We start from the raw sequence: 25,204 nt of genomic DNA, 5'->3' as shown, positions 1-25,204 counted from the left end.
TGTGGCAATGCACACCCACCCGCGGCTATGCAGCAACCCTTTGCAGATGCGATGGACTCGGCAGCCTTGGTAGCCAGAGGAAGGCAATCGACGCCAGCACCGTGCCGGCAATCATCATTGGTACGACCATGGGCCAAGCGCCAAGGCTGTGCGATGGATTGTCGAAGGCGGCAGCCGTTTGCCCCAGGCAGAAGGCGGCCAGCATCATGATGAAGCCCGACCATGACACCGCACGCCCCGCAAGATGCGGCAGTTCGCCCACCGCTCCGGCTTGGCCGCAGGGCTGGTGAATGCCGTGGCCCATGCAGTAGACGCCGTGCCCAAGCAGCAGCGGCCATGCGTGCCCGGGGAGTAGCCAGCAGCCCAGTCCCTGGATGCCGGCGCCGCATAGGCTGAGCGCTGCGCCTTGCTGCACGGTTCGCACGAGGCTCTGGTGACGCAGCAGGCGCCGGCAAATGGTCGTGCTCACGATATAGACGAGCGAACCGCCAGCCGGTATCCAGCCATACAGCTCGGGCGACAGGCCTAGGTAAGCGATGTAGACCATCGGCGAGAGCAGCAGGAAGCAGAAGATGCCGGCGTAGGTCGTGGCGGCCAGCAACCCCCAGACGCGAAAGTCCGCGCTGGCAAAGATCTCGCGCACGCCGCCCGCCTGGGTGTGCGTCTCTTGCTTGGTCTCTGCAAAGCCGTACCAGCACATCGCCCACAGCACGAGCGCATAGAGGCTCATGCCGGCGAGCACCCAGCGCCAGCCGGCGTGCTGTGCGACAAATGCCCCCAGAATGGGCGCTATCAGGGCCACGAAGCCCAGCCCGGTGAGCCCACGCGCCATCACATGTGGGCCGTCGCGCGCCGGATGCAGGTCACGCACGGCCGCACGCGCGCACACCAGGATCGCCGCCATGGCGAAACCCTGCATGGCACGCGCTGCCGTCAGCATCGGTGCCGTGATCGACAGGGCTCCTGCCAGCGCCGCAAGGGCGTAGCACGCCAGCCCGATCAGCAGGACCTGCCGGCGGCCAAACCGATCGGCCAGGCTGCCCATCGGCAGCTGTCCAATGCCAAACGCCAGTGCGAAGACCGTGAGGCTCGTGCTTGCCGAGCCCAGCGCCTTGGCAATCGCGGGCAGTGCGGGGAGGTAACTATCAGTGGCCACCGGCTGTGCAGACAGCAACAGCGGTAACAACAGGGCAAAGCTCAGCGTGCGACGGGGCATGGGTGTTGGGCAGTGCCCGGCGTTCAGTACGCAATGGCGGCACTGCGCCGCAGTTCGTCTGCGGTGGCGGTGCCAAGGCCGAAGAATTCCAGGTAGGCGGGAATCATCTCGAACAGCATGTCCGTGCCCACCTGTACTTCGCAGCCCTTGTCGCGGGCGGCACGCAGCAGCGGGGTGTATTCCGATTTCATGACCACCTCGCCGACAAAGCAACTGGGCGCGATGCGCGCAATGTCGAAGGGCAGGGGGTCGTCTTCCTTCATACCGACCGGCGTAGCGTTGACGACCACATCGAAGCCGTCCGGGTCGTTCGAGCCGGTGCGTACCACCAGCGCCGGGTAGTGCTCCCGCAAGCGCTGGGCCAGCGATTCAGCCGATTGCGCACGCGTGTCATACAACGCCAGTTCCCCCACACCAGCTGCCGCCAATGAAGCGGCGATAGCGGAGCCAACCCCCCCTGCACCGGAGAGCAGCACACGCGCCCCGGCAAGCTGCCGCCCCTTGCGCAGCACGCCGCGCACAAAGCCGGCACCGTCGAACTGGTCGCCCAGCAACGTGCCGTCTTCGCGCTTGAGGACGGCGTTGCACGCGCCGGCAATGCGTACGGCCGGCGTGACCTCGTCGACCAGATCCACCGTGGTCACCTTGTGCGGCATGGTGATCAGCGCACCGCGCAGGTTGGTAAAGCGGAAGATCGACGCGAAGCTCTGGGTGTAGTCCTCTGCCTTGACCCCCATCGGCACCACAACGGCATCGATGCCTTTCTGCTCGAACCAGGGGTTGTAGATCATCGGCGACTTGAACGTCTCGGTCGGGTAGCCGATATGGGCAATGAGGGTAGTTTTTCCGGAAATCATGATTCAAGAGGTGGTGTTTCAGGCGGCCAGGGCTCCAGCCCGCTGGCGGGCATATTCGGCCTTGTCGACGGGCTGTGCGGCCGGCTGGCCCAGGTCGTCCATGTGAATGCGATAGGTTTCGCGGGCGCTCATGGCGGCCACGGCGGCAATCACCGTCACGCCAAAGGCGATGGCGCCAACCGTCAGCCAGATGTTGTCGGCACCCGGCGGCGCCACGGCCGTGAAGAGGGCCGGCAGCATGGCAGTGATGGCGGTACCGATGTTTTGCGAAATCGCCATCGCCGACACACGGGTGCGCGTGGGAAACAGCTCCGGGTAGAAGCTCGGGTAGACCGCGTTGTACCCCTGGTAGACCACACCCCACATCAGGACCGACATGCCAAACGCGAGCGGCACGTTCTTGATGCTGATGGCATACAGATAGCCAAACGCCAGCAGACCAGCGAGCAGGGAGCCGATGATGATGGGTGGCTTGCGGCCGATGCGATCGGACAGGTCACCCACATACGGAATCACCAGCACCGCCACGATGTTGCCTACCACCGGAATCCACAGATACACGTCCTTGGCAAAGCCGATGCCATACGCCGGCTGCACCGCATAGGCGGCGCCAAAGATGGTGGCCACCACCGGAATCACGTTCATCAGCGCCATGCAGACCACGCGCAGCATGTCGGGCGTGTTGTACTTGAAAGCATCGAGAACGGGCGAGCGGGCGCGGCCCTGTTGTTGCTGTTCAGCGGTAAAGGCGGGGGTCTCGTGTACCTCGCGGCGGATGATGTAGCCCGCGATGATGACCACGAAGCTCAACAGGAACGGAATGCGCCAGCCCCATGCGTTGAACTGTTCAGTAGGCATGTAATGCGCCAGCGGCAGGAACACGGCGGCCGCCAGCACTTGGCCCGCCTGCACACCTTGTAGCGTGAAGCTGGCAAAGAAACCGCGCCGGCCAAAGGGGGCGTGCTCCAGGATCATCGAACTCGCACCGGAAATTTCGCCTGCCACGGCAAAACCCTGAATCAGCCGCATGATGACCAACAATGCGGGCGCCAGCAGGCCCACCTGCTCGTACGTCGGCAACAGGCCGACGCCGATGGTCGAGAAGCCCATCAGGAACATGCACCAGAGCAGCACGTTCTTGCGCCCATGGGTATCGCCAAGATGTCCCAGTACGAATGCGCCGATCGGCCGCGCCACGTAACCCACGCCATAGGTGGCCAGCGAGGCAATGATGGCTGTCTTGGAATCGCCCTTGGGAAAGAATATCTGCGGGAAGATCAGCGCCGCCGCGGTGGCGTAGATGAAGAAGTCGTAGTACTCGAGCGCCGAGCCGATCCAGCCGCTGGCGGCGGCTTTCTTCGACTGGTGCTTGCCCAGGGGCTCGTGGGCGGGGGCTGCGGTCATGGTTGTCTCCAGTGATATCTGTGCGGCCTGTCGTGCGATGAAAAGCCGTCTGTACACGCACCGCAGCGTAGTCCGGCGCAGCGGCAGGACACAAGCGAACGGCGGCTGAAAATGATCGATGATCGAACGATATTGTGCGAATAACGCACGACACGAGGGTTTCTCCGGGTTCGAGCGGTGCCCCAGAAAGGCGAGGTGCGTCGGGTGAAAGGTGCGCGGGCGGTTACAAAACCCGCATGATCGACAGCGCGGTGTCCTGCAGCACCCGCAGCACGCGCTGCGAAGCGTGCTCCGTGGTTTCCTCCCCGATCTGCATGTTCACGCTCAGCGCGGCAATCACGTTGCCGTGGCGATCACGCAGCGGTACCGCCACGCCGCGTACGCCGATCTGCAACTGCTGCTCGACCACCGCGTAATCCTGCCGGTTGGCCTTGCGGATTTCGTCCAGCAGGCGTTCGCGCTGCAGGATCGTGTACGGCGTGTAGGGCGTCAGCACACAGGTTTCCAGCCACGCCTGGACCTTCTGCTCGGGCAGCGCGGCCAGCATCATCACCCCGGCTGATGCGAGCGGCGCCGGTACACGCGCCCCCAGCACGAAGCCCGTGCTCATGACGCGGCTGGTGCTGGTGCGTGAGATGAACACCAGTTCCCATTCGTCCAGCACGCTGAGGTAGGCCACCTCGCCAACGGCCGCCGTCACCTGCTGCAGGAAGGGCTGCACCGTACGCGGCAAGCGGGCCGAGTCGAAGTACGACCAGCCCACCTTCAGCACGCGCGGCGTCAGGCTGAAGAGCGTGCCTTCGCTGGTGGTGTAGCCGAGGTGCTCCAGGGTTAGCAGGTAGCGGCGCGCGGCCGTGCGCGTCAGGCCAGTCAACTCTGCCGCCTGCGTGGGCGTCAGGCGTGGGTGGTCGTGGTCAAACGCCTCCAGGATGGCGAGCCCTTTCTCCAGCCCAGCAATCCAGTCGCGCCGATCAAGCGGTTCTTTCTTCATGGCGATAACCCTAAAAAAGAGCGATATGTGCGCACGATTGTACGATCATCGCACGCTGTTGCGCGAATGACGCTTGTGAATGTGCGGGGTGCCCACCTACGCTGCGGGCATTGTCTGACCATCGCATCGCCATGAATTCGCCTCGCCCCGCTCTGCTCCAAGCGCGTCACACCAAATGCATCGCCACCGTATGCCTGTCCGGCACGCTGCCGGAAAAGCTCGAAGCGGCCGCCGCTGCCGGGTTTGACGGCATCGAGATCTTCGAGAACGACCTGCTGAACTACGACGGCTCGCCGGCGCGCGTGCGGCAGATGGCTACGGACCTTGGGCTGGCGATCATGCTGTACCAGCCGTTTCGCGATTTCGAGGCGATGCCGCGTGAGCTGCTTGCCCACAATCTGGCGCGCGCCGAGCACAAGTTCGACGTGATGGCTGAGTTGGGTGCCGAGACAGTGCTGGTGTGCAGCAACGTGCAAGACATCACCATTGACGACCCCGCCCGCGCAGCGGATGACCTTCGCCTGATGGCAGAGGCCGCCGCGCAACGCGGGCTGCGCGTGGGCTTCGAGGCGCTCGCCTGGGGGCGGCATACCCGGTATTGGCGCCAGGCCTGGCAGATCGTGAAGCAGGCGGATCACCCGGCGCTCGGGCTGATTCTCGACAGCTTCCACACACTGTCGCTGGGCGACACGCTCGATGGCATTGGCGCCGTTCCGGCGGACAAGCTCTTCTTCGTGCAGTTTGCCGACGCGCCAAGGTTGACGATGGATGTACTGTCCTTGAGCCGGCACCACCGCAACTTTCCGGGGCAGGGCGATCTGCCTGTCACGGGCTTCGCGCGCGATCTGCTCGCTGCGGGCTATGCGGGCCCACTGTCGTTGGAAATCTTCAATGACACCTTCCTTTCCACTCCAGCACGGCTGACAGCGCAGGACGGCATGCGATCACTGATCTGGCTGGAGTCGATTGTCTGCGGCAAGGGCTTTTCAGCGGCCGGCCGCTAACCGCCCGAGCTCAACCACCACGCACCGATTCAACGTAGCACCCGAGGCTGCGCGGGCAGCTCTCGCACTTTCACACCCATCACACCAAAAAAGGAGACAGGGGAGCCATGAACAAGACAATGATTGCCGCACTGGTGCTCGGAGCCACGAGCCTGCCAGCAGCGGCACAAACGGCAGGCGGTGTCACGCTGTACGGGCTGATCGACACCACCATCCGCTACAGCACGCATGAAAATGCGGCGGGCAACAGCAATCTGCAGATGATGGACGGCGTGCTGACGGGTAGCCGCTGGGGTTTGCGCGGCACGGAGGATCTGGGCGGCGGCACCAAGGCCATGTTCATCCTGGAGTCGGGGTTCTTTCCCGATACCGGCGGCAGCCAGCAGGGCGGTCGGCTGTTTGGGCGCACTGCGGTAGTCGGCCTGGAAGGCGACTACGGCAAGCTTTACCTCGGCCGCCAGTACACGCTGGCGCACGAGATCCTGTCTTCGTATGAAGCGATGGCGTTTGCCAACAACTCCATCGTCGGCTATCAGGGCGGCAACTACACCGGTCTGCGCTATGACAACACAGTCAAGTACATCAAGTCGTTCGGTGGCTTGCAGTTGGCTGGCGCGTGGACCTTCGGCGAGGCCGCAGGCAGTTTCAGCAAGAGTTCGGCCGGCGCGGGCTCGATCGTGTACAGCATGGGGTCGGCCGAAGTGGGCGCGGTGTACCAGGTCACGCGCGATGTGTCTTCGGCATTCTTTGGCGCCGTACCGGCGGCGCTTGCCAGCAAGCAGACGGTCTGGGGCGTTGGCGGCCGGCTCGATACATCGATTGCCACCTGGTACCTGGGCTACACGAACAACCGGCTGGATGTGGCCGACTACAAGAACCAGGCGGCCTATGTGGGCGCGAAGGTGCCCCTGGGCGGCGCGTTGAGCTTGATCGGCACGGTGCAGTACGACTGGATGCGGCATCTTGATGCCAGCGGCAAGCGCCTGACCACCGCCGGCATGCTCGACTATGCCTTCAGTAAGCGCACCGACGTGTATGCGGAAGTGGACTACACGCGCCTGCAAGGTGCCTGGATTGTGCTGAATAGTGCGGCCGCGTTCAACAACTCGGGCAATACCTACGGCAACAACTCACGGTTGGGCGTGATGCTGGGTGTGCGCCACAAGTTCTGAGTCATACCTGTTGACCTGATGGTCACGGCATTGTCGAGACCGCGCATGCGGAGACTTCGCTGCACGGTCTGCCTCACAATGTCCGACCGCTTGCTGAGATGGCCGGTCAGTGGGCGCGCGGCACCAAAACTTGACCCCCATGCCGTCGGCGCTCTGCACCTCGCGTTGCAACCTTCACTTGGCGCCAGACTTCGTGCCCTAGTGGGTAATTGGTCATGCCCGCGGTGTGGATCTTGGGAGGCGACCATCTCGCACCCAGTGTTGGCGTGCCACCCGATCCACCGCCGCTGCCGCTACCGTAGTTCGGGAACAGAGGCTTGCGGGAAGTGCAGGTCGTGCGATCAGTGCAACGGGCAATCGCGTGCGATCACGTCACCGATCATCGCGGCCGTGGCGCCAGAGAGCGTCCAGCCAAGGTGCCCGTGGCCCGTGTTGTAGAACACGCGCGCATGCCGCCCGCGTCCGACGCGCGGCATCATGTCCGGCATCATCGGGCGCAAGCCGGCCCAGGGCACCACGCGCGAGGTGCCGATCGCAAAGTTGCGGCGCGTCCAGGCCACCAGCGGTTCGATGCGGTCGGCGCGGATGTCGCGGTTGTAGCCGTTGAACTCCGCCGTGCCGGCCACGCGGAAACGTCCCGCGCCCAGGCGGCTGGTGACGATCTTTGCGCTCTCATCCAGCAGACTGACCCATGGTGCGCCCTGTACGCTGGCCTCGTCGTCCAGATGCACGGTGATCGAGTAGCCCTTGACCGGATAAACGTTGATGCGGTCGCCGACCATCTGTGCGACATGCCGGCTGCCGACGCCTGCGCAGACGACCAGCGCATCGGCGGTGATTTCCTGTACGACGTTGGCCTCACTGGTGGAGAGGCGATCATCGAGTGTGGTCTGCAGCAACAAGCGCACGCCGCGCTCGGTGGTTTCCACGTCGCGCACATTCACGCCCTGCATGAAGCGCACGCCGCGTTTCTCGCATGCCTGCGCAAGACCGCGCGTGAACTTGTGGATGTCGCCGGTGGCGTCGGATTCGGTGAAGTAGCCGCCGTAGTAGTTGCCACGCAGCGTGGGCTCGATCGCGGCGATGTCTTCGGGGCTCACGGCGTGGCGCTCAAGCCCACCGGCAACGAGCAGGGCGTTGGCCTTGCCGGCGGCAGTAAAGCTCGCCTTGTCGTGATAGACGTGCAGGATGCCGCGCCGCTGCAGGTCGAAGTCGATCTGCTCACGCTCGGCCATTGCAAACAGGTGCTTGCGCGCCTCGATGGCCATGCGCGTGGTTTCGATGGTGTTGCGGCGGTAATGGGCGATGCTCGCCACGAACTCGCCGATCCACGAGTACTTGTGCCATGAAGGCTTCGGGTTGAGCAGTAGCGGCGCATCGTTGCGCAGCATCCATTTGATGCCTTTGAGCAGCGTGCCGGTGCTGTTCCAGACCTCGGCATTGCTGGCGGAAAGCTGTCCGCCGTTGGCAAACGAGGTTTCCATGGCCGGATACAGATGCCGGTCGAGCACCGTGACCTGATAGCCGAGTTGCGAGAGCGTGTAAGCGGTGGTGACGCCGGAAATACCGGCGCCGACGATGACGATGTGCGTCATGGCGGTCCCTATGGAGTGGTGGTATGACCGGACGATCCGGCCGGCTCACCCCATCTGTCTCGGGACCTGAGAGCTTGGGCGTCAGCAGTGCTGGCGCCTTCCCCTTCGGTGGGCACGCGCGTGCATGCCTCTCTCCAGATTCGCAGTCGACGCCACAGTCCTTTTGCCTGAGAGTTTCCGGGGTGGTTGCTCCATCGGCGCCGGGCATCGTTGCAACCCGGTCTCTCCTGCGGCGTGTTGCAGCGGTGCGTTTTGCGCCCGCCGCGCCTGCGTGCTGCCGGTGAAGGCAGCGGGCTGGAGTGTGTCACGGGTTGTGACGTTCGGCAAGCCGGGCGATTGCGGAGGCTGCTCACTGGCTGAATGCTATGCTGCGCCCCCAGGCGATCTGGGCGTCGCATTTTCGCCCGTGGGTCGACGTGGAAACGCCCGCAAGAACACCAAGACAGCCGAGGGGATGATGGAATCGACACCAACACAGCAGAGCACCGATTCGACGCGCGCACCGCTTGCCATTGCAACGCTGCTGCAGGCCGGCTTTACGGCGACGTACGCATCGGCCTACTGGGACATGGTGCGCATGGGCGCGATGTCGCTGCTGACGGCGCTGGTTTCGTTGCTGGCGTGCCTGCTGCTCTACAGCGGTGTGGTCCGGCACATGATGGGGCGATCTGCGCAGTGGAGCCTGGTCTTGGCAACGGTGGGCCTGGCGTGGTCATTCCTCAAGTGGGGCTCGGGGAATCTGTGGTCGTATCCGTTTTTGCTTGGTGCCGTTGTGGGTACGGTAGCGTGGGCGTTGTCGCTCAAGGCTTCGCGGCTTGCAAACCGTTGAGTTGCGTATGCGTTTGACACGGTGGATCGCGCGTATCAAAGCCGCGCTGGGTGGTCGCAGAGAATCGGCGCTCACAATCAATGATGCTCATGTGCGCAGCGGCGTTGAGATCGAAGCGCTCATCGCCACGCTCAGGCAGCAAGCACCGGACATGCGGCGCGGTGCCAACGTCAGCCTCACCGATCTGGGCGTTGACGATGCGTTTGTTCCTGCGTTGGTGTCCACCACGCGCGACACCGATGCCTACTTCCGCGCGAGCGCCATCCATGCGCTGGCAGATTACGACCTGAGGCAGCATCCGCAAGCCGAGTCCGCCGTGCTGCATGCACTGACGCACGACACCGAAGCCGACGTCCGCGCCGCTGCCGTGCTCACCCTGGGCATGCAGTCGGAGGCAGTCGCGCACGCGCACCTGCCCGCATGTCTCCAAGCCCTCAAGGATCCGAGCGCCGAGGTGCGCCGCGAGGCGGTGCAGGTGCTGGGGCGGTGGTCATCCGCGCCTGTGGTTGCCGCATTGCGCGCACGGCTGCATCTGGATACCGACGTCGACGTGCGCATCTGGGCGATCCAGGCACTCGCCAGATGCGATACCGCCAATGCGATGGCGGATCTGTTTGCCGCCACGGCAGACCTTGACGGCAGCGTGCGCGCCGCTGCGTTGGATGCGCTGTGCGAATGCCTCGACAGGGAAGACACCACGCTGCGCGACCTGCTGTTGGCCGCATTGTCCGACCCCGTGCCGGAAGTCCGCCGGCAGGCGGCCCAAGGCCTGCGCTTCGGGCCACCGCAGGTGCTGCCTGCCTTGCTGGCAGTCGCCAACGATCCTGAACCACGCGTGCGGCTGGAAGTTGTCATCGCGCTGGGCTGGCAACGCGATGCGCAGGCGGTCGACGCGATTGCGGCGCGCGTGTTTGACGAGGCGGATGAAGAGGTGCGCTACTACGCCGTCAGTTCGCTCGGTGAGCAGCATGACGCCCGTGCCACGCAACACCTCATCACCGCATTCCAGACACCCGCGCTGGGGCAGCGTGTACGTGTTGGAGCGCTGTGGGCGCTTGGCGATAGTGGTGATGCAGCGGCGCTGCCGATCCTTCTCGCGGCGCTGGGTGACGCGGATGCGGAAATCCGCGCACAAGCCGCCACGTCGATCAGCAATCTGCATAGGGGATCGCATGCAGATGCGGAGCAAGCACTGCCGGCGTTGACGCAAGCCCTGCGGGACGACGATGAGGATGTGCGGGAGCAAGCCGCACGGGCATTGGTGGCGGTGTGTACGTTGCCAGCGCTGCACGCTTTGCTTTCCGGACTGCACGAGCACAATAGTGCCGCCAGGCAGGCATTGCAGCGAGCGATCGCCGCTCGCGAGGAAGAAGAGGCCGCCGCAGCTGAGCGAACCGGTCTCGGCACCGTGCACTACGAGTAGTCGCCACAAGGCGGGTTCGGCAGGTGCGGACATCGGCCAATGGCGAACATGTTCTGGTAGGCTGCAAAGCCTTACCGCCTTCAATGCACGCTATCCGATGCCAACCCCAGAACCGCAAGCCGTTGCCGGCCCCGTGACCCGCAGCGCCATCTTTATTGTCGCCACCCTGAACCCAGGCGCTGATCACGCCAATGTTGTCCGCGCATGGTGCGCCGACGTTGCCGCGCTGGTTCGCTCGGTTGGCAAGCGTGTTCCAGCTGGCCAACTGTCGTGCGTGTGCGGTTTTGGCTCGGATGCGTGGGACACGCTGTTCGGCGCACCGCGGCCGGCATCGCTGCATCCGTTCCGCGTGTTCGGATCGGGGGACCGTACCGCTGTTGCAACGCCGGGCGATCTCCTGCTGCATATCCGTGCGGACCAGATGGATCTCTGCTTTGAGCTCGCCATGCAACTGATCGGCAGGCTGGGCACAGCGGTCAAGGTAGTCGACGAGGTGCATGGCTTCCGCTACTTCGACCAGCGCGCCATGGTCGGCTTTGTTGACGGCACGGAGAATCCGGAGGGCCGCGAAGCCGTTGATTTCACCGTGATCGGCGATGAGGATGGGCCCTTTGCCGGCGGAAGCTACGTGCTCGTGCAGAAGTATCTGCATGACATGGCTGGGTGGAACGCGCTTTCCGTCGAGGCGCAGGAGCGCATCATCGGGCGGACCAAGCTGTCCGACATCGAGTTGGACGACGATGTCAAACCGTCGTGGTCGCACAGCTCGCTGACAACGCTTGAGGAAGACGGCCGGGAGGTGAAGATCCTGCGCGACAACATGCCGTTCGGGCGCCCGGGCTCCGGCGAGTTCGGCACGTACTTCATCGGCTACGCGCGCTCGCCAGCCCCGATTGAGCAGATGCTCGAAAACATGTTCGTCGGCCGCCCGCCCGGCAACTATGACCGTCTGCTTGACTACAGCCGTGCGGTCACGGGCAGCCTGTTCTTCGTTCCCTCTGCAGACCTGCTGGAGGCGCTTGCCGAGCGCGGATCGGGTGAGGGCGGCGCCTGAAGCGCGGCCTCTCCAACGACGCTCGCGGCTTGGCGGCTTAGTCGCCGATGTCCTTGGGGGCGCGGTTGACCAGGACTTTGCTGACGGCGTTGCCATCCACCGAGTTGAGCATCACGAACCAGTGGATCGGCGTCACGGATGTCGCGAGCCGCTGCGTGGGCGGTACCTCCGCGAGCGGCCCGAGCGTGCAGAGTGTGCTCGAGCGCAGTTCGGCTACGGGCTGTATCGCCCGGCAGGTGAAGCCGCGCGACTGAAGCGTCTTGGTGGCCGCATCCAGCACCGTGGCGGTCGGAATCCAGCCAGCGAGTTGCTGCCGCGCTTCCCGCGCCGACTGCTGGGTGTGGAAGGTGTCATCGGATTTGACCGCGCCCGTGGCAGCACATCCTTGCGTGAACAGGAGAAGCGAAAGCAGCGATAGCGCGTGGAAGCGGGTGAACTGCGGCATCAAGGTGACTCCTGATCTTGCGTGCTGAGCGTTGGGCAGCGAGATTCGAACTCGCATTTGCGGTGCATGGTAGCCCAGTGGCAGGTTGCCTAGACTGAGATGGAAACTGCCAGCTTGATGATGTGGCGCCCATCCCTGTCATTCGCGAGAGAGGTTCACCATGATCACCGAAATCGTCTTCTTCAAGCTCAAGCCGGATGTGGACGTTCCCACGCTATTGGAACGCTACGAAAGCACCGCGGTGAAATGGGCGGAGAATCCGGATCTGCTACAGAAGTGGTACTTCTACGACGCGGCCACTAGGGAGGGCGGTGGCGTGTACATCTGGCGCAGCCGAGAGGCGGCTGCACGATGGCATGGCGCCGAGTACAAAGCGATGGTTGAGCGAGTCTATGGCTATCCGCCGGAGATTCGCGTGCTGGACACGCTGGGGCATGTCGACGCAACCCGGAAGACGTATGAGATGTTCGATGCAGTCGGCTGAGTGTGGCGGGGCCACCATCTGACGTGCGCAGGGCCATCGAGCGATGGCCCTCAACCCACCGGTGGCGCTACGCGATGTACTGATCCATACGCACGATATCGGCCACCTCGCCAACGTGTTCCCGCACCGCTGTCTTGCCCGCGGCGGACCACGCTTCAAATGACGTTGTCCCGCTGGTCACCCCGATAAACGGCACGCACGCTCGCTCGGCGGCCTGCGCGTCAACGGTATGGTCGCCAACGTAGACCGCTTCCGCCGCCGGTATGCCGAGCAACGTCAGGGCAGCCTCAATGCCCTCAGGATCGGGCTTGTGCCGCTGTACATCCTCTCCGCCAATCAGCACGTCAACCAAAGATCGCAACCCGGCGCGCACGAGAATCGCATCGATCCGATAGTGAAATTTGGACGACACGATCGCGACCGCCATGCCCTGCTCACGCAAGCGAGCGAACAGGGGCGGCACCTCGGGGTAGATGCGGGTCGAGGGCACCATGATCTCGTCGGCGCGTGCTACGAAGTGCCGTGCAAAGGCTTCTGCGCGCGCGGGCTCGCTGTCTTCCGTCAGCGTGCGGAACATGACTTGCAGCGGCAGCCCGATCACCGCATGAATCTCTGCCGGCGTGGCGCCGGGTGCGCCCAGTTGCCGCAATGCGTATTCCGTGCACTCGATGATGGCGCCGGAAGAGTCGGCCAGTGTCAGGTCAAAGTCGAAAATGACCGCGCGAATCGGCATGGTGTGAAAGCTCCTTGCTTCAGTACGGCGACGGCCGGTTTTCCGTCCGCCATTTGAGATCGGCCAGCGTACCAGGGCGCGGTGGTTTCAGTCCGGAGATGGTCCACAAGCCGAATGGTGTCTCGCCGATATGGATTTCCCAGCGCAACCCGCGCTCGCCAATGAAGGGGGCGAAACGCTGCGCGACGTAGTTCATGAACTGCTCTTGTTCGGCAGGGTTGTCGATTTGCCGTGCAATGTGATCGACCTTGATGCGGACGAAGTCGTTGGTTGGCTCGCCGCCGATCAGGAATGACGCCGCCGGCAACGCCTGGAACAACACGTTGACGTAGAAGCGCGGCAAGAACCCGTCATAGAACTCGACAATGCGCTCGGCAATCGCAAGCTTGTCTGCGTCGCTGTACGCAGCTTCGGGGTGGTAGATGTTCCAGAGCGGCATGGCAACTCTCCTATGGATGGGCCATCGTCAACGCGGATAGGCGCGAAAGCCCTATCTGCAATAAACTCTTATTATCAGAGTAAATGTTGGGCGAGATGCCGTCAAGCGCCACAGGATGCGATACGATGCCGGCCAGACGGGAAGGTTGTTGCTGCGCGTTTCCGCTCAAGAGAGGCAATTCCAATGAAATCCAAAAGCTTTGATGGCATGACCTGCTCCATCGCCAGCGTGCTCGACGCGCTGGGCGATCGGTGGGGCGTGTTGATCGTGCGCGATCTGGCGCTCGGGTTGGCGCGCTATGACGACCTCCAGCAATCCACCGGCATTACCAATGCCACGTTGTCCAGCCGACTGAAGGCGCTGGAAGGCAATGGACTGATCGTGCGGCAGCGGTATCAGTCGCGCCCCGATCGGTACGAATATCACCTGACGCCGCGCGGCCGGGACATCGGCATCGTGTTGCTGGCGCTTGCACAGGTGGGGGATGCTTGGAATCTTGCGGAGTTGGAGGGGCCGCCGCTGAGGTTTCTGGATGCGCAGTCGGGGCATGCGATACGGCTCGCGTTGGTGGATGCCGAGACCGGGGAGCCGCTTCAACGTCCGGACCTGAGAGTCGAAGCAGGGCCGGGAGCGGACGACATCATGCATTGGCGGCTGGAGCAAAAGCGCGTGCGGCAGACCGAACCGTAGCGATTCGCCACCCACACGGCACACACAGCGGCATTTCATCCCTACCTCATCCTAGCCAGTCGCCCTGCAATGGATAGCCTTGAAAGCATGTCGGTGTTCGTCGAGATCGTGAACACCGGAAGCCTGACCACCGCAGCTGAGCGATTGGGCCTGTCGTCGAGCATGGTCGGCAAACACCTGAATGCGCTTGAAGCACGCCTTGGGGTCAAGTTGCTCCATCGCACGACACGGCGCCATCAGTTGACTGAAGCCGGCGCGCTCTATCTTGAGCGCTGCCGCGACATTCTCGAGCGGGTCAAGGCGGCACATGACGACGCATCGGCACTGCGCGGCAATCCGGTTGGCAAGCTGCGCATTGCCGCACCGATTTCGTTTGGCGTCACGCAACTGGCGCCGGCGGTTGCGCGGTTCCTGGCGCACCACCCGGGTATCGATATCGAGTTGATGCTGACCGACGCGCCGGTCGATCCAGTCGGCGACGGCGTGGATCTCGCCTTCCGTGTCGGGCCGCTTGTCGATTCGTCGTTGATTGCACGGCCGCTGCCGTCGTACTACCGGATGGTTGTTTGCGCAGCACCGGACTATCTGGCCAGGCGCGGCATGCCAACCGTACCGCACGATCTGCTGAGCCACGACTGTCTCGGGCATACCCGCTGGGGGCCAAGCCATGCGTGGCGATTCGACGGACCGGATGGGCCCATCGAAGTGCCCGTCAGTTACCGGCTGCGCATCGACAACGGCCCTGCATTGCGTGAAGCCGCTTTGGCGGGCGGCGGCATCATTCGGCAGCCGTTCGGCCTGGTCAAGAACGACCTGGAAACCGGCCGGCTGCGCCTCCTGTTGGCGGACTACCGATCGCACGGGCGCGACTTTTACCTGCTCTACGCTCGTGACACGGTCGCTCCTGCAAAGGTGCGAGCGTTCATGGAGTTTGCGCTCGAGCATTTCGCCGCCGCAGACTCGGGCGATCAAGCCTGAGCGGTTTCAACCGGCGCGGCAAAGACTTCTGCCGCCACGCCGAGTGCATTGTTGACGGCTGCACCGCCTGCATAGAACATGGTTTGCAGGATCGTCTCGATGATCTGTTCGCGGGTTGCCCCAGCAACGAGTGCTGCTTCGATGTGGGCACGCAGTTGCGGCAACAGGTAGCCCTGTACCACACAGCACGCGATGACGACCAACTCGCGTGTCGCAAGGTCCAGCCCCGGGCGATCCAGCACACCGGCAAACGCCCATTGCATGGTCATCGTCAGGAAATCAGGGCAAAGCGCCTCGCGTGACTCGGCCAATTGCTTGCCGCTGTGCTTGCCGTGCAGCTGTTCAAACAGCGCAAGGCCACGCGCGTAGGTGTCGTCTCTGGGAAGAATCGGGCGTGTCATGTCTATCCTCGTGATGAATCGCCGGGGGATCGGCGGATAGACAAAGTGTGTGGTGAAGCGCCGCGCTGAAAAACGCCATTCTGGTGCGTTCATTTCCCACTCGGAGTGGGGAATCCGTGGCGCGTGTTCATCGGCGTGGAGGGCGGCAACGCTCCGGTCAGCTGATAGCGTACGGCGCTGACATCTGAGCTGCAGGCCGTGCAGGTCCGGGGTCAAATCGAAGAGATACGGTGCTTTTATCCGTCTAATTCATCGATTGAATGTCAGATTGCACAAAGAATCGAAAGACATCGCTTTAAAGCCAGGTTTAATAAGGTGTTCGCAAGGGAAATGCAACACGCTGTCTAAAGACGAAATCGCCCCGGTCGTTGAGCGGGTGGTGATATCGGGAGATCGATTTCCGAATCTTTGACACTGGCTGACGACATTGCACCGTCTGCCAACACAACAGCGGTACAACTTTCCAAGCGAGAACATCATGGGATTCCAACAAGGGCTGAGTGGCCTCGATGCCGCGTCCAAGTCGCTGGACACAATCGGCAGCAATATCGCCAACGCCAACACGGTCGGTTATAAGAAGGCGACGACGGTGTTTGGCGATGTGTATGCGCGCTCGCTCGTCGGCGCATCGGATAGCCAGATCGGGCAGGGCGTGAACGTGACGCGCATTTCCCAGTCCTTTACGCAGGGCAATGTGACGCGCACGGGCAATCCGCTGGACCTCGCGATCAATGGCACCGGTTTCTATCGCATGGTTGACCCGGGCAGCGGGCAGGTTTCGTACACCCGTAACGGCCAATTTCATACAGACAAGAACGGCTACATCATCTCCGCCACCGGCCAGAACCTGACCGGCTACGGTGTGGATTCCACGGGCAAGGTCAACACGGCTGTACTGACCAATCTGCGGATTCCGGTCAATGATCTGGCCCCGCTGGGCACAACCAATACAACGTTCGGCGTCAACCTGGATTCGGCTGGCAAGATGCCGACCACCACGCCGTTCTCGTCCACCAACTCGGCCACGTTCAGTCATTCGGTGTCGCAGCAGGTCTACGACGGCACGGGCACGGCACGTACGCTCACCAACTACTACGTGCGTACCAGCACCGGTTGGGACGTCCATGCCCTGGTGGACGGCGCGCCCCCCACCGGTGGCAACCCGATCACCACGCTCACCTTCAACGGCAGCGGTCAGTTGACCTCCACGCCCACCAAGATCCCGGTCAGCTTTGCGGGCATGGGCATCAGCAACATCGACCTGACAGGTACAACGCAGTACGGCGGCGGCTACAACGACACGGCCCCCGGCGTCTCGCAAGACGGCTACGCCACCGGGCGCCTGGCCAGCTATGCGGTGGGCAACGACGGCACGGTGCTGGCGCGTTACTCCAACGGTCGCACCGCGGTGCTGGGGCAGGTTGCCATGGCCAACTTCAAGGCGCCGGATGGCTTGCAGAACATTGGTGGCAATCAGTGGGTGGAGACCGCTGACTCGGGCGCTGCCAATCTCGGCACCCCGGGCATGGGTTCGTTTGGCTTGCTGCAATCGCAGTCGGCCGAGCAGTCGAACGTGGACCTCTCTGCCGAGTTGGTCAACATGATCGTTGCCCAGCGTTCGTACCAGGCCAACGCGCAGACCATCAAGACGCAGGACTCGATCCTGCAGACGCTCGTCAGCCTGCGTTGATCGCGCACGGCAACTGACAGCCCGCCTGGGGCGGCTCTGGCATACCGGAGCCCCGGGCGGTTTTCTCCCAATTCTGACGAGGCCTTCAATTGATTCGCTCTCTGTGGATCTCCAAGACCGGGATGGACGCCCAGCAAACACAACTGGACGTCGTTTCCAACAACCTGGCGAACGTCAACACGACGGGCTTCAAGCGCTCGCGCGCCGTATTCGAAGATTTGCTGTACCAGAATGCCCGCGAGCCCGGCGCACAGTCGTCGCAGCAGACCACGCTGCCTTCGGGCATGCAGATCGGCACCGGCACGCGCGTTGTCGCCACCACACGGCTGCACACGCAAGGCAACCTGACCAAGACCGGCAACTCGACTGACGTGGCCATCAACGGCAACGGTTTCTTTCAGGTGCAGATGCCGGATGGCACGCTGGCCTACACGCGTGACGGCAACTTCCAGATCAACCAGCAGGGGCAGCTCGTGACGTCGAGCGGCTACGCGGTGCAGCCGGCGATTACCGTGCCGCAGAACGCCAAGAGCCTGACGGTTGGCAAGGATGGGGTGGTGACGATCACCACGGCGGGCACAACCAACAACACGCAGGTGGGTACGTTCCAACTGGCCAGCTTCATCAACCCCGCAGGCCTGCGCAGCATGGGGGAGAACCTGTACGCAGAGACGGAAGCCTCCGGCACAGCCAACCTGGCCGCGCCCGGGTCGAACGGTGTGGGCGTGCTCAACCAGAACTACGTGGAAACATCCAACGTGAACGTGGTGGAAGAAATGATCCAACTGATCCAGACGCAGCGCGCCTACGAGATCAACAGCAAAGCCGTGCAGACGTCCGACCGCATGCTGGAAAAAGTGGCGCAGCTTAAGTAAGGCGCTGCAATCCTGATCGGGCAGATTCTTTTCCTTGCAACCATGAGTTCTTCTCTTCTGAACATCGGCGCATCGGGCCTGCGCACAGCGGGTATCCACCTGCAGGTGACTGGCAACAATATCGCCAACGCCAATACGCCCGGCTATTCGCGCCAGGAAGCGGTGCAGACGCAGAACGTGCCGCTGTATGCCGGTGTCGGCTACCTGGGGCAGGGCGCCGATGTTGCCACCGTCAAGCGTATCTACGACCAGTTCCTGACCACGCAGGTGCAGAGCGGCCAGGCGGCCACCAGCGCTGCCAATCAGCTCAGCAGCCTGTTGACCGGCCTGGACAAGTACCTGGCGGACCCCAACAGCGGGTTGAGCTCGGCGCTTACCAGCTTCTTCAATGCAGCCGATGGCCTGGCGTCCAAACCGTCGGACACCACTGCGCGGCAGGTCTTCCTGAATGCCGCCGCTGGCCTGCAGAACCGCTTCAATGCGATTGCTGGGCAGATGAATGCGCTGACAAATCAAGTCAACACGCAGGTGCAGACGCAGGTCAGCACCGTCAACGGCACCGCCAAGCAGATCGCCGCGCTCAATGAACAGATCGCCAAGGCAGAGGCCTCCGCCGGCCAGCCAGCCAACGACCTGCGTGACCAGCGCGACCAACTGGTGCAGACGCTCAACAAGTCGATCAAGGCCAGTGCCGTGCAGACCAGCGATGGTCAGTACAACGTCTATATCGGTAACGGGCAGGCTCTGGTGCAGGGCAATCAGAGTTTTGAACTGACGACTGTGGCATCGCCGTACGATCCGACGCAACTGTCAGTGGGCTACAAGAGCCCGGCGGGTACCGTCAGCATTGACGATAGCCAGCTTGGTGGTGGTGCCCTGGGCGGGCTGATGGATTTCCGCCGCAATACGCTCACCCCCGCGCAGAACAGCCTGGACCGTTTGGCGACCGCCATGTCGTCGGCAGTGAATGCGCAGAACAGGCTGGGCATGGATGCCAATGGCAAGATGGGCGCCGATCTGTTTTCTGTTGCCGGCCCCAGCGTTGCACCCAGCAACAGCAACACCGGCAGCGGTACGCTCACGGCCAGCATCACCAATGCCAACGCAGGGCAGGGGTATGACTACCAGGTGAGGTATCAGGGGGGCGCCTATACCGTATCGCGCTACCCCGATGGCTCCGGCGCGGTCACCGTCACCAGTTGGCCGACCACCGTGGATGGCGTCACGCTCAACCTGAGCGGTGCCATGAACAATGGGGATTCGTTCCTCGTGCGCCCGACCGCCAACGCCGCGTCCAGCATGAAGACGCTGACGAACGATTACCACGCGGTCGCCGCAGCCTCGCCTGTAGTGGCAGACCTGGGCAGCAACAACAAGGGCAGTGCGGCGATTACGTCCGTCGGCGTGAATGCGGGCTATGCGGGGGCGCCGCTTGCCTCGCCGGTCTCGCTTACCTACAACGCCGCCGGTGGCGGCTCGCTTTCGGGCTTTCCGGGCACAGTCACGGTCACCGTCAATGGCACCTCGACCACGTATACGGGCACGGCGCCTTACACGCAGGGCGCGACGTATGCGTTCAACGGCGTCCAGATGACGATGACGGGTGTGCCAGCAAATGGCGATACCTTCAAGCTTTCGCCCAACACCGCCAACAGCACGGATAACGGTAACGCCAGTGCATTGGCCAAGCTACGCAATGCCGCGCTGCTCGATGGCGGCACCACGTCGATCGGCTCAGCGTGGAATCAGCTCACCACACAGGTGGGCGTGCAGACCAACCAGGCCAATGGCAACCTGACCGCGCAGACGGGGCTGCTTCTGAGCGCCACGCGGCAGCAGCAGTCGGTATCTGGCGTGAGCCTGGATGACGAGGCGATGAACCTGATGCGGTATCAGCAGGCCTATCAAGCATCGGCCAAAGTCATGCAGACGGCGAACAGCCTGTTTGACTCACTGCTTTCCATCGCAGGGCGTTGAGATCGGGTGATGGCGGCCTAAGCCGGACCAGCGTCATGCTGGTCCGATGCGCTTTGGGGTCAAGCGGGTGTCAGGTTTGTCGCGGCGGACAAGTCCGGGGGCAGTTGCAGTGGCTTGCCGTAGCCGAAGCAATGCTGCGCTAGCGGGAAGCCACCTTGCCGAACCTCGTCGGCATATTGCGCGACGGCCTCACGCATGAGGGCATTGATATCCGCATAGCGTTTGACGAAGCGTGGCGTGTAGGCATCGAAGCCGCCCACCATATCCTCGGTCACCAGCACTTGACCATCGCACGCCGCAGAGGCGCCGATGCCGATGGTCGGGATCGTCAGCGTTTCCGTGATGTGCCGTGCCAGTGCCTCGGCGGTGCCCTCGATGACGACCGAGAACGCGCCGGCTCGTTCCACTGCGCGTGCCGCCTCGAAGATGCGTGTGGCTGAGCCAGCATCGAGCCCTTGCGCCTTGAAACCACCGGTGGCGTTGGCCTGCTGTGGCATCAGCCCAATATGCGCCATGACCGGTACGCCGCGTTCGGTCAGGAAACGAATGGTGTCCGCCATCTCCACGCCGCCTTCCAGCTTGACGGCCTGCGCACCCGTTTCACTCAGCAGACGCGCTGCACTACGGAACGCCTGCGCGGGAGATTCCTGGTACGTCCCGAACGGCAGGTCGACCACCACGCAGGCCCGCGTCGACCCGCGTACCACCGCTGCGCCGTGCGCGATCATCATCTCAAGCGTGACCCCCAGCGTGCTGGGCATGCCGTACAGAACCATACCCAGCGAATCGCCGACGATGATCACATCGGCATGCGTGTCGACCAGGCGAGCCATCGGAGTGGAATAGGCCGTCAGCGAGACCAGGCTGCCTGTACCCTTGCGCGCGCGCAGCGCGGTGACGGAGTGGCGGGAGAGTGCTGTATGTGTGCTCATGGAACGTTGTCGAACAGTGGATGCACCACGGTATCATCTGCGGCGCGCGCCCGATCCCGCGCAGAGGACACCCTATGCTGCACGCAGGACAAGCTCGTAACGCCTACGTGGTTCCGCCCATGACGGTGCTGCCGCGGCCACTGTTCGTGCGGGCCTTCGAGATTCCAGGCAACGGTTGGGTGGAGCCCCACAGCCATCCCTGGGCACAGTTCACCTACGCCACCGCTGGTGTGATCGAGATCGATACCCCACTGGGCCGCCATCTGCTGCCACCGCACTACGCGATGTGGATTCCGCCGGATATGCCGCACGCCGTATCAACGCGCGAATGTGTGGCCTTCCATAGCTTGTATCTCGACGCAGCCGCGTTTGGGCCGCAACCGCCGCGTGCAGGCGCCATGTTGTGCGTAACTCCCTTGCTGCGGGAGCTGGTGGCGGCAACTGCTGAACTCCCTGTGGACTACGACACGCACGGTCCCGACGGCGAACTGGTGTGCCTGATCATGGACCGCATCCGACGTTTGCGCACCGCGCCCTTGTCTGTGCCGATGCCGCGTGATGCACGGCTGCTCAAGATCGCACGTGCATTGCACGTTGATCCGGGCGACCCGCGCAGCCTCGACGATTGGGCCAGTCAGGTCGGGGCCACCCGCCGCACGCTCTCGCGCCTGTTCCGGCAGGACACCGGACTGTCATTCGTCGAGTGGCGGCAAGCGTTGCGGTTGCTTGCCGCGTTGCCCTTGCTGGAGGCCGGCGCGGCCGTGAGCGTGGTTGCCGAGCAATTGGGCTATGCGTCGGTCTCCGCGTTCATCGCGGTCTTCCAGGCGCGTTTCCAGGTCACGCCGGGGGTGTTTGCCCGCACCCGGCAACTTGAGGGCAAGCGGGATCTACCGGTGGCGCTACCTGCCTAGGGTTCGTCCTTCAAATGCTTCCCTCTCCGGCCTCGTAGTCCGGCGCGCCGTAATAGAGCACGCCAAGCTGGATCGGCGCGCGACCCGCAGCCTTGCGCGGATGGATGTTCGGGCTATGGAAGAAGATCGTGTAATCGATGCCGGAAACCAGCATGGCCTCCATGACTTCACCGGAGCACGGTGCGCAGCAGGAATGCAGTAGCACCTTGCTGTGACCGCCGGGCAAGGGCAACGCCTTGCGTTCAAGAGGTGTCATGGGAGTTGTCATGAAGCTCCTCGCGCCCAGGTGCTGTGCCACAGGATGTGCTCGCCCGCAATGTATGAATTAAATTCATTTAATTTGAAAAACACATCATTTTACTTCATGTTGCTGGATTTCTAGAATCGGCGGATCGATTTGATTCCACCGGAAACTCCAGAAGATGACCACCGTCCACAACCTCGGTTTTCCCCGCATCGGCGCCAAACGCGAACTCAAGTTCGCCCTCGAGTCCTACTGGAAAGGCGAGGCCTCGCGCGACCAACTGAAAGCCCTCGGCGCACAGCTTCGCCAGCGCCACTGGCAAAACCAGCAAGACCTGGATTTCGTGCCCGTGGGCGACTTCGCGTTCTATGACCAAGTGCTGGACATGAGCTTCACGCTCGGCAACCTGCCGGAGCGCGTGCGTGATTTTCACGGCGATGCGCTGGACAACTACTTCCGCGTCGCCCGCGGTCGCTCGGCGCAGTCAACCGAGCATGCGGCCTGCTGCGGCGGCGTGGCAGCGGGCGAGATGACCAAGTGGTTCGACACCAACTACCACTACATCGTCCCCGAGTTCGCCGCCGATACGACGTTCAAGCTGGATGCCTCGCGCCTGGTCGAGCAACTGGCCGAAGCCCGCGCGCAGGGCGTGCGCGCCAAGCCGGTGATCGTCGGCCCGGTTACGTACCTGGCGCTGGGCAAGGCCAAGGACGACTCCGACAAGCTCGCACTGCTGTCGCGCCTGCTGCCGGTGTATGCCGATCTGCTGACCACACTGGCCGCGCAGGGCGTCGAATGGGTGCAGATTGACGAACCCGTGTTGGTGACCGAGCTGGCTCCGGAATGGCAGGACGCCTTCCGCACCGCCTACGCCGCGCTGGCAAGGGGCCCCGTCAAGCTGCTGCTGGCGACGTACTTCGGTCAACTGCAAGAGAACCTGTCGCTGGTGGCCGAGCTGCCCGTGCAAGGCGTGCACCTGGATGCCATCAATGCGCGCCAGGAAGTCGCCGCCCTGATCGCGAAGCTGCCGGCTGGCCGCGTGGTCTCGCTGGGCGTGATCAATGGCCGCAACATCTGGAAAACAGATCTCGACGGCGTGCTGGACTGGCTGGAGCCGGTGGCCAAGCAATTGGGTGAGCGTCTGTGGATTGCCCCGTCGTGCTCCCTGCTGCACGTGCCGGTCGACCTGAACAGCGAACAGAAGCTCGATGCCGACGTGAAATCCTGGTTGGCCTTCGCGCTGCAGAAGCTCGATGAACTCAAGGTGCTGGCCGTGGCGCTGCGTCAGGGCCGTGATGCCGCCAAGGACGCGCTGTCCGCCAACCGTGCCGCCATCGAGGCGCGCCGTAACTCGCCGCGTGTACACAACCCGGCCGTGAAGGCCGCGGTCGACAAGATCACCCGCGTGCTGGGCGAGCGCCAGAACGCCTACGGCGTGCGCGCCCCGAAGCAATCAGCGCTGCTGAAGTTGCCGGCGTTCCCGACCACAACGATTGGCTCCTTCCCGCAAACGGCGGAGATCCGTCATGCGCGCAGCCAGTTCAAGGCAGGCGCACTGGACGCAACGGGCTACAAGCAGGTCATGCAGGCCGAAATCGAGCGCAGCGTGCGCGAGCAGGAGGCCCTGGGTCTGGACGTGCTGGTGCACGGCGAAGCCGAGCGCAACGACATGGTCGAGTACTTTGGCGAGCAACTGCAGGGCTACGCCTTCAGCCAGTTCGGCTGGGTGCAGTCGTACGGCTCGCGCTGCGTGAAGCCGCCCATCCTGTTCGGTGACATCAGCCGCCCGAACGCCATGACAGTCGAGTGGATCCAGTACGCGCAGTCGCTGACAGCCAAGCCGATGAAAGGCATGCTGACGGGCCCAGTCACGATCCTGAACTGGTCCTTCGTGCGTGACGATCAACCGCGCTCGGTATCGTGCTACCAGCTCGCGCTGGCAATCCGAGAAGAAGTACTGGATCTGGAGCGCGCCGGCATCAGCGTGATCCAGATCGACGAGGCCGCGCTGCGCGAAGGCCTGCCGCTGCGCCGAGCGCAATGGCAGGAATACCTGGACTGGGCGGTGGAATCGTTCCGTATCACCGCCAACGGCGTGCGTGATGAAACGCAGATCCACACCCACATGTGCTACTCGGAGTTCAACGACATCATCAAGTCGATTGCCGACATGGATGCCGACGTCATCACGATCGAGACCTCGCGCTCGGATATGGAGCTGCTCGACGCGTTCGACAACTTCAAGTATCCCAACGAGATCGGCCCGGGCGTGTACGACATTCACTCGCCGAACATCCCAACGCAGGATCACATCGTGCAACTGATGCGCAAAGCCGCCGAGCGCATTCCACAGGAACGCCTGTGGGTGAACCCAGACTGCGGTTTGAAGACGCGCCAGTGGGCTGAGGTGATTCCGGCGCTGACCAATATGGTTGCTGCTGCGAAGACGCTGCGCGGCCAGTAAGTCGGTACGCGTACGACTGCGTGCGCTATTTACTGACATCCATCGCCCCGGGCATGTCCGGGGCGAGGTAGTTCTCGGGTTCCATATATATAGGTCCAACGGCCGAGGGAATCGACCGGATCGCTCCCAAGTTGCGTTCGCCGAACTTTTTTTGATCCGTTTTATCGCCCGCAATCCTAGGCGCAGACTGGGCTGGTGCGGATTTTTCATGGTTCCGTCATCAGTTGGACACGAGAAAGGTGTTGCCAAGTGCGGTGAACCCGCCTATAGTTCGCCCCTCGCTGCACGACGCGGCGCCGAAACGCAGGTTGAGGCGGTGGTGTCGAGGCGGTGGAGAAGTAGATGTGGTGCGGGTTTCCGGCCGATTGGTGGTGTTGATCGGGTGGGTGTCGCGGT

Annotated in this window: 22 protein-coding genes, 2 pseudogenes and 1 riboswitch; of the genes and pseudogenes, 13 read left to right on the top strand and 11 right to left on the bottom strand. The window is 63.2% G+C overall.

The window, feature by feature from the left end; translation table 11 throughout:
- Positions 1-25 precede the first annotated feature (25 nt).
- The 4 genes from R2N11_RS24010 to R2N11_RS23995 form a co-directional block, all read right to left on the bottom strand.
- A complete protein-coding gene (locus tag R2N11_RS24010; RefSeq protein ID WP_316682650.1) occupies positions 26-1,216 on the bottom strand; it encodes an MFS transporter in 1,191 nt (396 codons plus the stop codon).
- 23 nt (positions 1,217-1,239) lie between these two features.
- A complete protein-coding gene (locus tag R2N11_RS24005; RefSeq protein ID WP_316682648.1) occupies positions 1,240-2,073 on the bottom strand; it encodes a shikimate dehydrogenase family protein in 834 nt (277 codons plus the stop codon).
- A gap of 18 nt (positions 2,074-2,091) precedes the next feature.
- Complete coding sequence (locus R2N11_RS24000; protein ID WP_316682647.1) at positions 2,092-3,477, bottom strand: MFS transporter; 1,386 nt, start codon at positions 3,475-3,477, stop codon at positions 2,092-2,094.
- Positions 3,478-3,700: 223 nt separating this feature from the next.
- The gene (locus tag R2N11_RS23995) at positions 3,701-4,468 is read right to left on the bottom strand and encodes an IclR family transcriptional regulator domain-containing protein (protein ID WP_199032348.1); all 768 of its coding nucleotides are present in this window, start codon (positions 4,466-4,468) and stop codon (positions 3,701-3,703) included.
- A 79-nt stretch (positions 4,469-4,547) separates the two neighbouring features.
- Between R2N11_RS23995 and R2N11_RS23990 the strand changes: the two are divergent.
- Together R2N11_RS23990 and R2N11_RS23985 are read left to right on the top strand one after the other, a co-directional pair.
- Positions 4,548-5,451, top strand: a pseudogene (locus tag R2N11_RS23990) (sugar phosphate isomerase/epimerase family protein); the annotation flags it as partial.
- 128 nt (positions 5,452-5,579) lie between these two features.
- Positions 5,580-6,644, top strand: a complete 1,065-nt coding sequence (locus R2N11_RS23985) for a porin (RefSeq protein WP_316682645.1) — start codon at positions 5,580-5,582, stop codon at positions 6,642-6,644.
- A 341-nt stretch (positions 6,645-6,985) separates the two neighbouring features.
- Here R2N11_RS23985 and R2N11_RS23980 read toward each other — a convergent pair whose 3' ends face one another.
- Positions 6,986-8,239, bottom strand: coding sequence for a D-amino acid dehydrogenase (locus R2N11_RS23980; RefSeq protein WP_316682644.1), 1,254 nt, complete (start codon positions 8,237-8,239; stop codon positions 6,986-6,988).
- Positions 8,240-8,384: 145 nt separating this feature from the next.
- Positions 8,385-8,479, bottom strand: a riboswitch (glycine riboswitch).
- 166 nt (positions 8,480-8,645) lie between these two features.
- On the opposite strand from R2N11_RS23980, the gene R2N11_RS23975 reads away from it, so the two are divergent.
- The 3 genes from R2N11_RS23975 (at position 8,646) to R2N11_RS23965 (ending at position 11,545) form a co-directional block, all read left to right on the top strand.
- A complete protein-coding gene (locus tag R2N11_RS23975) occupies positions 8,646-9,068 on the top strand; it encodes a hypothetical protein (RefSeq protein WP_316682643.1) in 423 nt (140 codons plus the stop codon).
- Between the two features lie 7 nt (positions 9,069-9,075).
- Positions 9,076-10,491: a HEAT repeat domain-containing protein gene (locus R2N11_RS23970; protein WP_316682642.1), complete on the top strand. Its 1,416-nt coding sequence runs from the start codon at positions 9,076-9,078 to the stop codon at positions 10,489-10,491.
- A 97-nt stretch (positions 10,492-10,588) separates the two neighbouring features.
- The gene (locus R2N11_RS23965) at positions 10,589-11,545 is read left to right on the top strand and encodes a Dyp-type peroxidase (RefSeq protein ID WP_316682641.1); all 957 of its coding nucleotides are present in this window, start codon (positions 10,589-10,591) and stop codon (positions 11,543-11,545) included.
- Between the two features lie 37 nt (positions 11,546-11,582).
- On the opposite strand, the gene R2N11_RS23960 is transcribed toward R2N11_RS23965, so the two are convergent.
- Positions 11,583-11,990, bottom strand: coding sequence for a hypothetical protein (locus tag R2N11_RS23960; protein WP_316682640.1), 408 nt, complete (start codon positions 11,988-11,990; stop codon positions 11,583-11,585).
- A 160-nt stretch (positions 11,991-12,150) separates the two neighbouring features.
- On the opposite strand from R2N11_RS23960, the gene R2N11_RS23955 reads away from it, so the two are divergent.
- Positions 12,151-12,474 (top strand): hypothetical protein, encoded by a 324-nt coding sequence (locus R2N11_RS23955; RefSeq protein WP_199032237.1) that lies wholly within the window; start codon positions 12,151-12,153, stop codon positions 12,472-12,474.
- A gap of 67 nt (positions 12,475-12,541) precedes the next feature.
- On the opposite strand, the gene R2N11_RS23950 is transcribed toward R2N11_RS23955, so the two are convergent.
- Together R2N11_RS23950 and R2N11_RS23945 are read right to left on the bottom strand one after the other, a co-directional pair.
- Positions 12,542-13,207, bottom strand: coding sequence for an HAD family hydrolase (locus R2N11_RS23950; RefSeq protein WP_199032236.1), 666 nt, complete (start codon positions 13,205-13,207; stop codon positions 12,542-12,544).
- Between the two features lie 19 nt (positions 13,208-13,226).
- Complete coding sequence (locus tag R2N11_RS23945; RefSeq protein WP_316682638.1) at positions 13,227-13,646, bottom strand: tautomerase family protein; 420 nt, start codon at positions 13,644-13,646, stop codon at positions 13,227-13,229.
- 183 nt (positions 13,647-13,829) lie between these two features.
- Here R2N11_RS23945 and R2N11_RS23940 point away from each other — a divergent pair, with 183 nt between their 5' ends.
- Positions 13,830-14,336 carry a winged helix-turn-helix transcriptional regulator gene (locus tag R2N11_RS23940; protein ID WP_316682636.1) on the top strand — a complete coding sequence of 169 codons (507 nt, stop codon included), beginning with the start codon at positions 13,830-13,832 and terminating at the stop codon, positions 14,334-14,336.
- 69 nt (positions 14,337-14,405) lie between these two features.
- The gene (locus R2N11_RS23935) at positions 14,406-15,314 is read left to right on the top strand and encodes a LysR family transcriptional regulator (RefSeq protein WP_316682635.1); all 909 of its coding nucleotides are present in this window, start codon (positions 14,406-14,408) and stop codon (positions 15,312-15,314) included.
- Here R2N11_RS23935 and R2N11_RS23930 read toward each other — a convergent pair.
- Entirely contained in the window at positions 15,305-15,715 is a 411-nt protein-coding gene (locus R2N11_RS23930) for a carboxymuconolactone decarboxylase family protein (RefSeq protein WP_316682634.1), read from the bottom strand. The two genes, R2N11_RS23935 and R2N11_RS23930, sit on opposite strands and share 10 nt — an antisense overlap.
- A gap of 478 nt (positions 15,716-16,193) precedes the next feature.
- Between R2N11_RS23930 and flgE the strand changes: the two genes are divergently transcribed.
- From flgE to flgK, 3 genes are all read left to right on the top strand, one after another.
- The gene (gene flgE / locus R2N11_RS23925) at positions 16,194-17,405 is read left to right on the top strand and encodes a flagellar hook protein FlgE (RefSeq protein ID WP_199032231.1); all 1,212 of its coding nucleotides are present in this window, start codon (positions 16,194-16,196) and stop codon (positions 17,403-17,405) included.
- An 89-nt stretch (positions 17,406-17,494) separates the two neighbouring features.
- The gene (flgG, locus tag R2N11_RS23920) at positions 17,495-18,280 is read left to right on the top strand and encodes a flagellar basal-body rod protein FlgG (protein ID WP_199032230.1); all 786 of its coding nucleotides are present in this window, start codon (positions 17,495-17,497) and stop codon (positions 18,278-18,280) included.
- A 42-nt stretch (positions 18,281-18,322) separates the two neighbouring features.
- Positions 18,323-20,257 (top strand): flagellar hook-associated protein FlgK, encoded by a 1,935-nt coding sequence (gene flgK, locus R2N11_RS23915; RefSeq protein WP_316682632.1) that lies wholly within the window; start codon positions 18,323-18,325, stop codon positions 20,255-20,257.
- Between the two features lie 59 nt (positions 20,258-20,316).
- Here flgK and panB read toward each other — a convergent pair whose 3' ends face one another.
- Entirely contained in the window at positions 20,317-21,189 is an 873-nt protein-coding gene (gene panB, locus R2N11_RS23910) for a 3-methyl-2-oxobutanoate hydroxymethyltransferase (RefSeq protein WP_199032228.1), read from the bottom strand.
- A 74-nt stretch (positions 21,190-21,263) separates the two neighbouring features.
- Here panB and R2N11_RS23905 point away from each other — a divergent pair, with 74 nt between their 5' ends.
- Positions 21,264-22,100: an AraC family transcriptional regulator gene (locus R2N11_RS23905; protein WP_316682631.1), complete on the top strand. Its 837-nt coding sequence runs from the start codon at positions 21,264-21,266 to the stop codon at positions 22,098-22,100.
- Positions 22,101-22,191: 91 nt separating this feature from the next.
- On the opposite strand, the pseudogene R2N11_RS23900 reads toward R2N11_RS23905, so the two are convergent.
- Positions 22,192-22,356: pseudogene (locus R2N11_RS23900) on the bottom strand (epoxyqueuosine reductase QueH); the annotation flags it as partial.
- A gap of 166 nt (positions 22,357-22,522) precedes the next feature.
- Here R2N11_RS23900 and metE point away from each other — a divergent pair.
- The gene (gene metE, locus R2N11_RS23895; protein ID WP_316682629.1) at positions 22,523-24,808 is read left to right on the top strand and encodes a 5-methyltetrahydropteroyltriglutamate--homocysteine S-methyltransferase; all 2,286 of its coding nucleotides are present in this window, start codon (positions 22,523-22,525) and stop codon (positions 24,806-24,808) included.
- Positions 24,809-25,204 lie beyond the last annotated feature (396 nt).

This window comes from Ralstonia flaminis, from assembly GCF_958415495.1.
Taxonomy (GTDB): domain Bacteria; phylum Pseudomonadota; class Gammaproteobacteria; order Burkholderiales; family Burkholderiaceae; genus Ralstonia; species Ralstonia flaminis.
The sequence above is the reverse complement of the archived record's forward strand: the minus strand, read 5'-3'. Positions and strand labels throughout refer to the sequence as shown.

Coding starts and splice junctions, on each gene's coding strand:
- R2N11_RS24010 (WP_316682650.1), bottom strand. CDS start 1,216: ATGCCCCGTCGCACGCTGAGCTTTGCCCTGTTGTTACCGCTGTTGCTG.
- R2N11_RS24005 (WP_316682648.1), bottom strand. CDS start 2,073: ATGATTTCCGGAAAAACTACCCTCATTGCCCATATCGGCTACCCGACC.
- R2N11_RS24000 (WP_316682647.1), bottom strand. CDS start 3,477: ATGACCGCAGCCCCCGCCCACGAGCCCCTGGGCAAGCACCAGTCGAAG.
- R2N11_RS23995 (WP_199032348.1), bottom strand. CDS start 4,468: ATGAAGAAAGAACCGCTTGATCGGCGCGACTGGATTGCTGGGCTGGAG.
- R2N11_RS23985 (WP_316682645.1), top strand. CDS start 5,580: ATGAACAAGACAATGATTGCCGCACTGGTGCTCGGAGCCACGAGCCTG.
- R2N11_RS23980 (WP_316682644.1), bottom strand. CDS start 8,239: ATGACGCACATCGTCATCGTCGGCGCCGGTATTTCCGGCGTCACCACC.
- R2N11_RS23970 (WP_316682642.1), top strand. CDS start 9,076: ATGCGTTTGACACGGTGGATCGCGCGTATCAAAGCCGCGCTGGGTGGT.
- R2N11_RS23965 (WP_316682641.1), top strand. CDS start 10,589: ATGCCAACCCCAGAACCGCAAGCCGTTGCCGGCCCCGTGACCCGCAGC.
- R2N11_RS23960 (WP_316682640.1), bottom strand. CDS start 11,990: ATGCCGCAGTTCACCCGCTTCCACGCGCTATCGCTGCTTTCGCTTCTC.
- R2N11_RS23955 (WP_199032237.1), top strand. CDS start 12,151: ATGATCACCGAAATCGTCTTCTTCAAGCTCAAGCCGGATGTGGACGTT.
- R2N11_RS23950 (WP_199032236.1), bottom strand. CDS start 13,207: ATGCCGATTCGCGCGGTCATTTTCGACTTTGACCTGACACTGGCCGAC.
- R2N11_RS23945 (WP_316682638.1), bottom strand. CDS start 13,646: ATGCCGCTCTGGAACATCTACCACCCCGAAGCTGCGTACAGCGACGCA.
- R2N11_RS23940 (WP_316682636.1), top strand. CDS start 13,830: ATGAAATCCAAAAGCTTTGATGGCATGACCTGCTCCATCGCCAGCGTG.
- R2N11_RS23935 (WP_316682635.1), top strand. CDS start 14,406: ATGGATAGCCTTGAAAGCATGTCGGTGTTCGTCGAGATCGTGAACACC.
- R2N11_RS23930 (WP_316682634.1), bottom strand. CDS start 15,715: ATGACACGCCCGATTCTTCCCAGAGACGACACCTACGCGCGTGGCCTT.
- flgE (WP_199032231.1), top strand. CDS start 16,194: ATGGGATTCCAACAAGGGCTGAGTGGCCTCGATGCCGCGTCCAAGTCG.
- flgK (WP_316682632.1), top strand. CDS start 18,323: ATGAGTTCTTCTCTTCTGAACATCGGCGCATCGGGCCTGCGCACAGCG.
- panB (WP_199032228.1), bottom strand. CDS start 21,189: ATGAGCACACATACAGCACTCTCCCGCCACTCCGTCACCGCGCTGCGC.
- R2N11_RS23905 (WP_316682631.1), top strand. CDS start 21,264: ATGCTGCACGCAGGACAAGCTCGTAACGCCTACGTGGTTCCGCCCATG.
- metE (WP_316682629.1), top strand. CDS start 22,523: ATGACCACCGTCCACAACCTCGGTTTTCCCCGCATCGGCGCCAAACGC.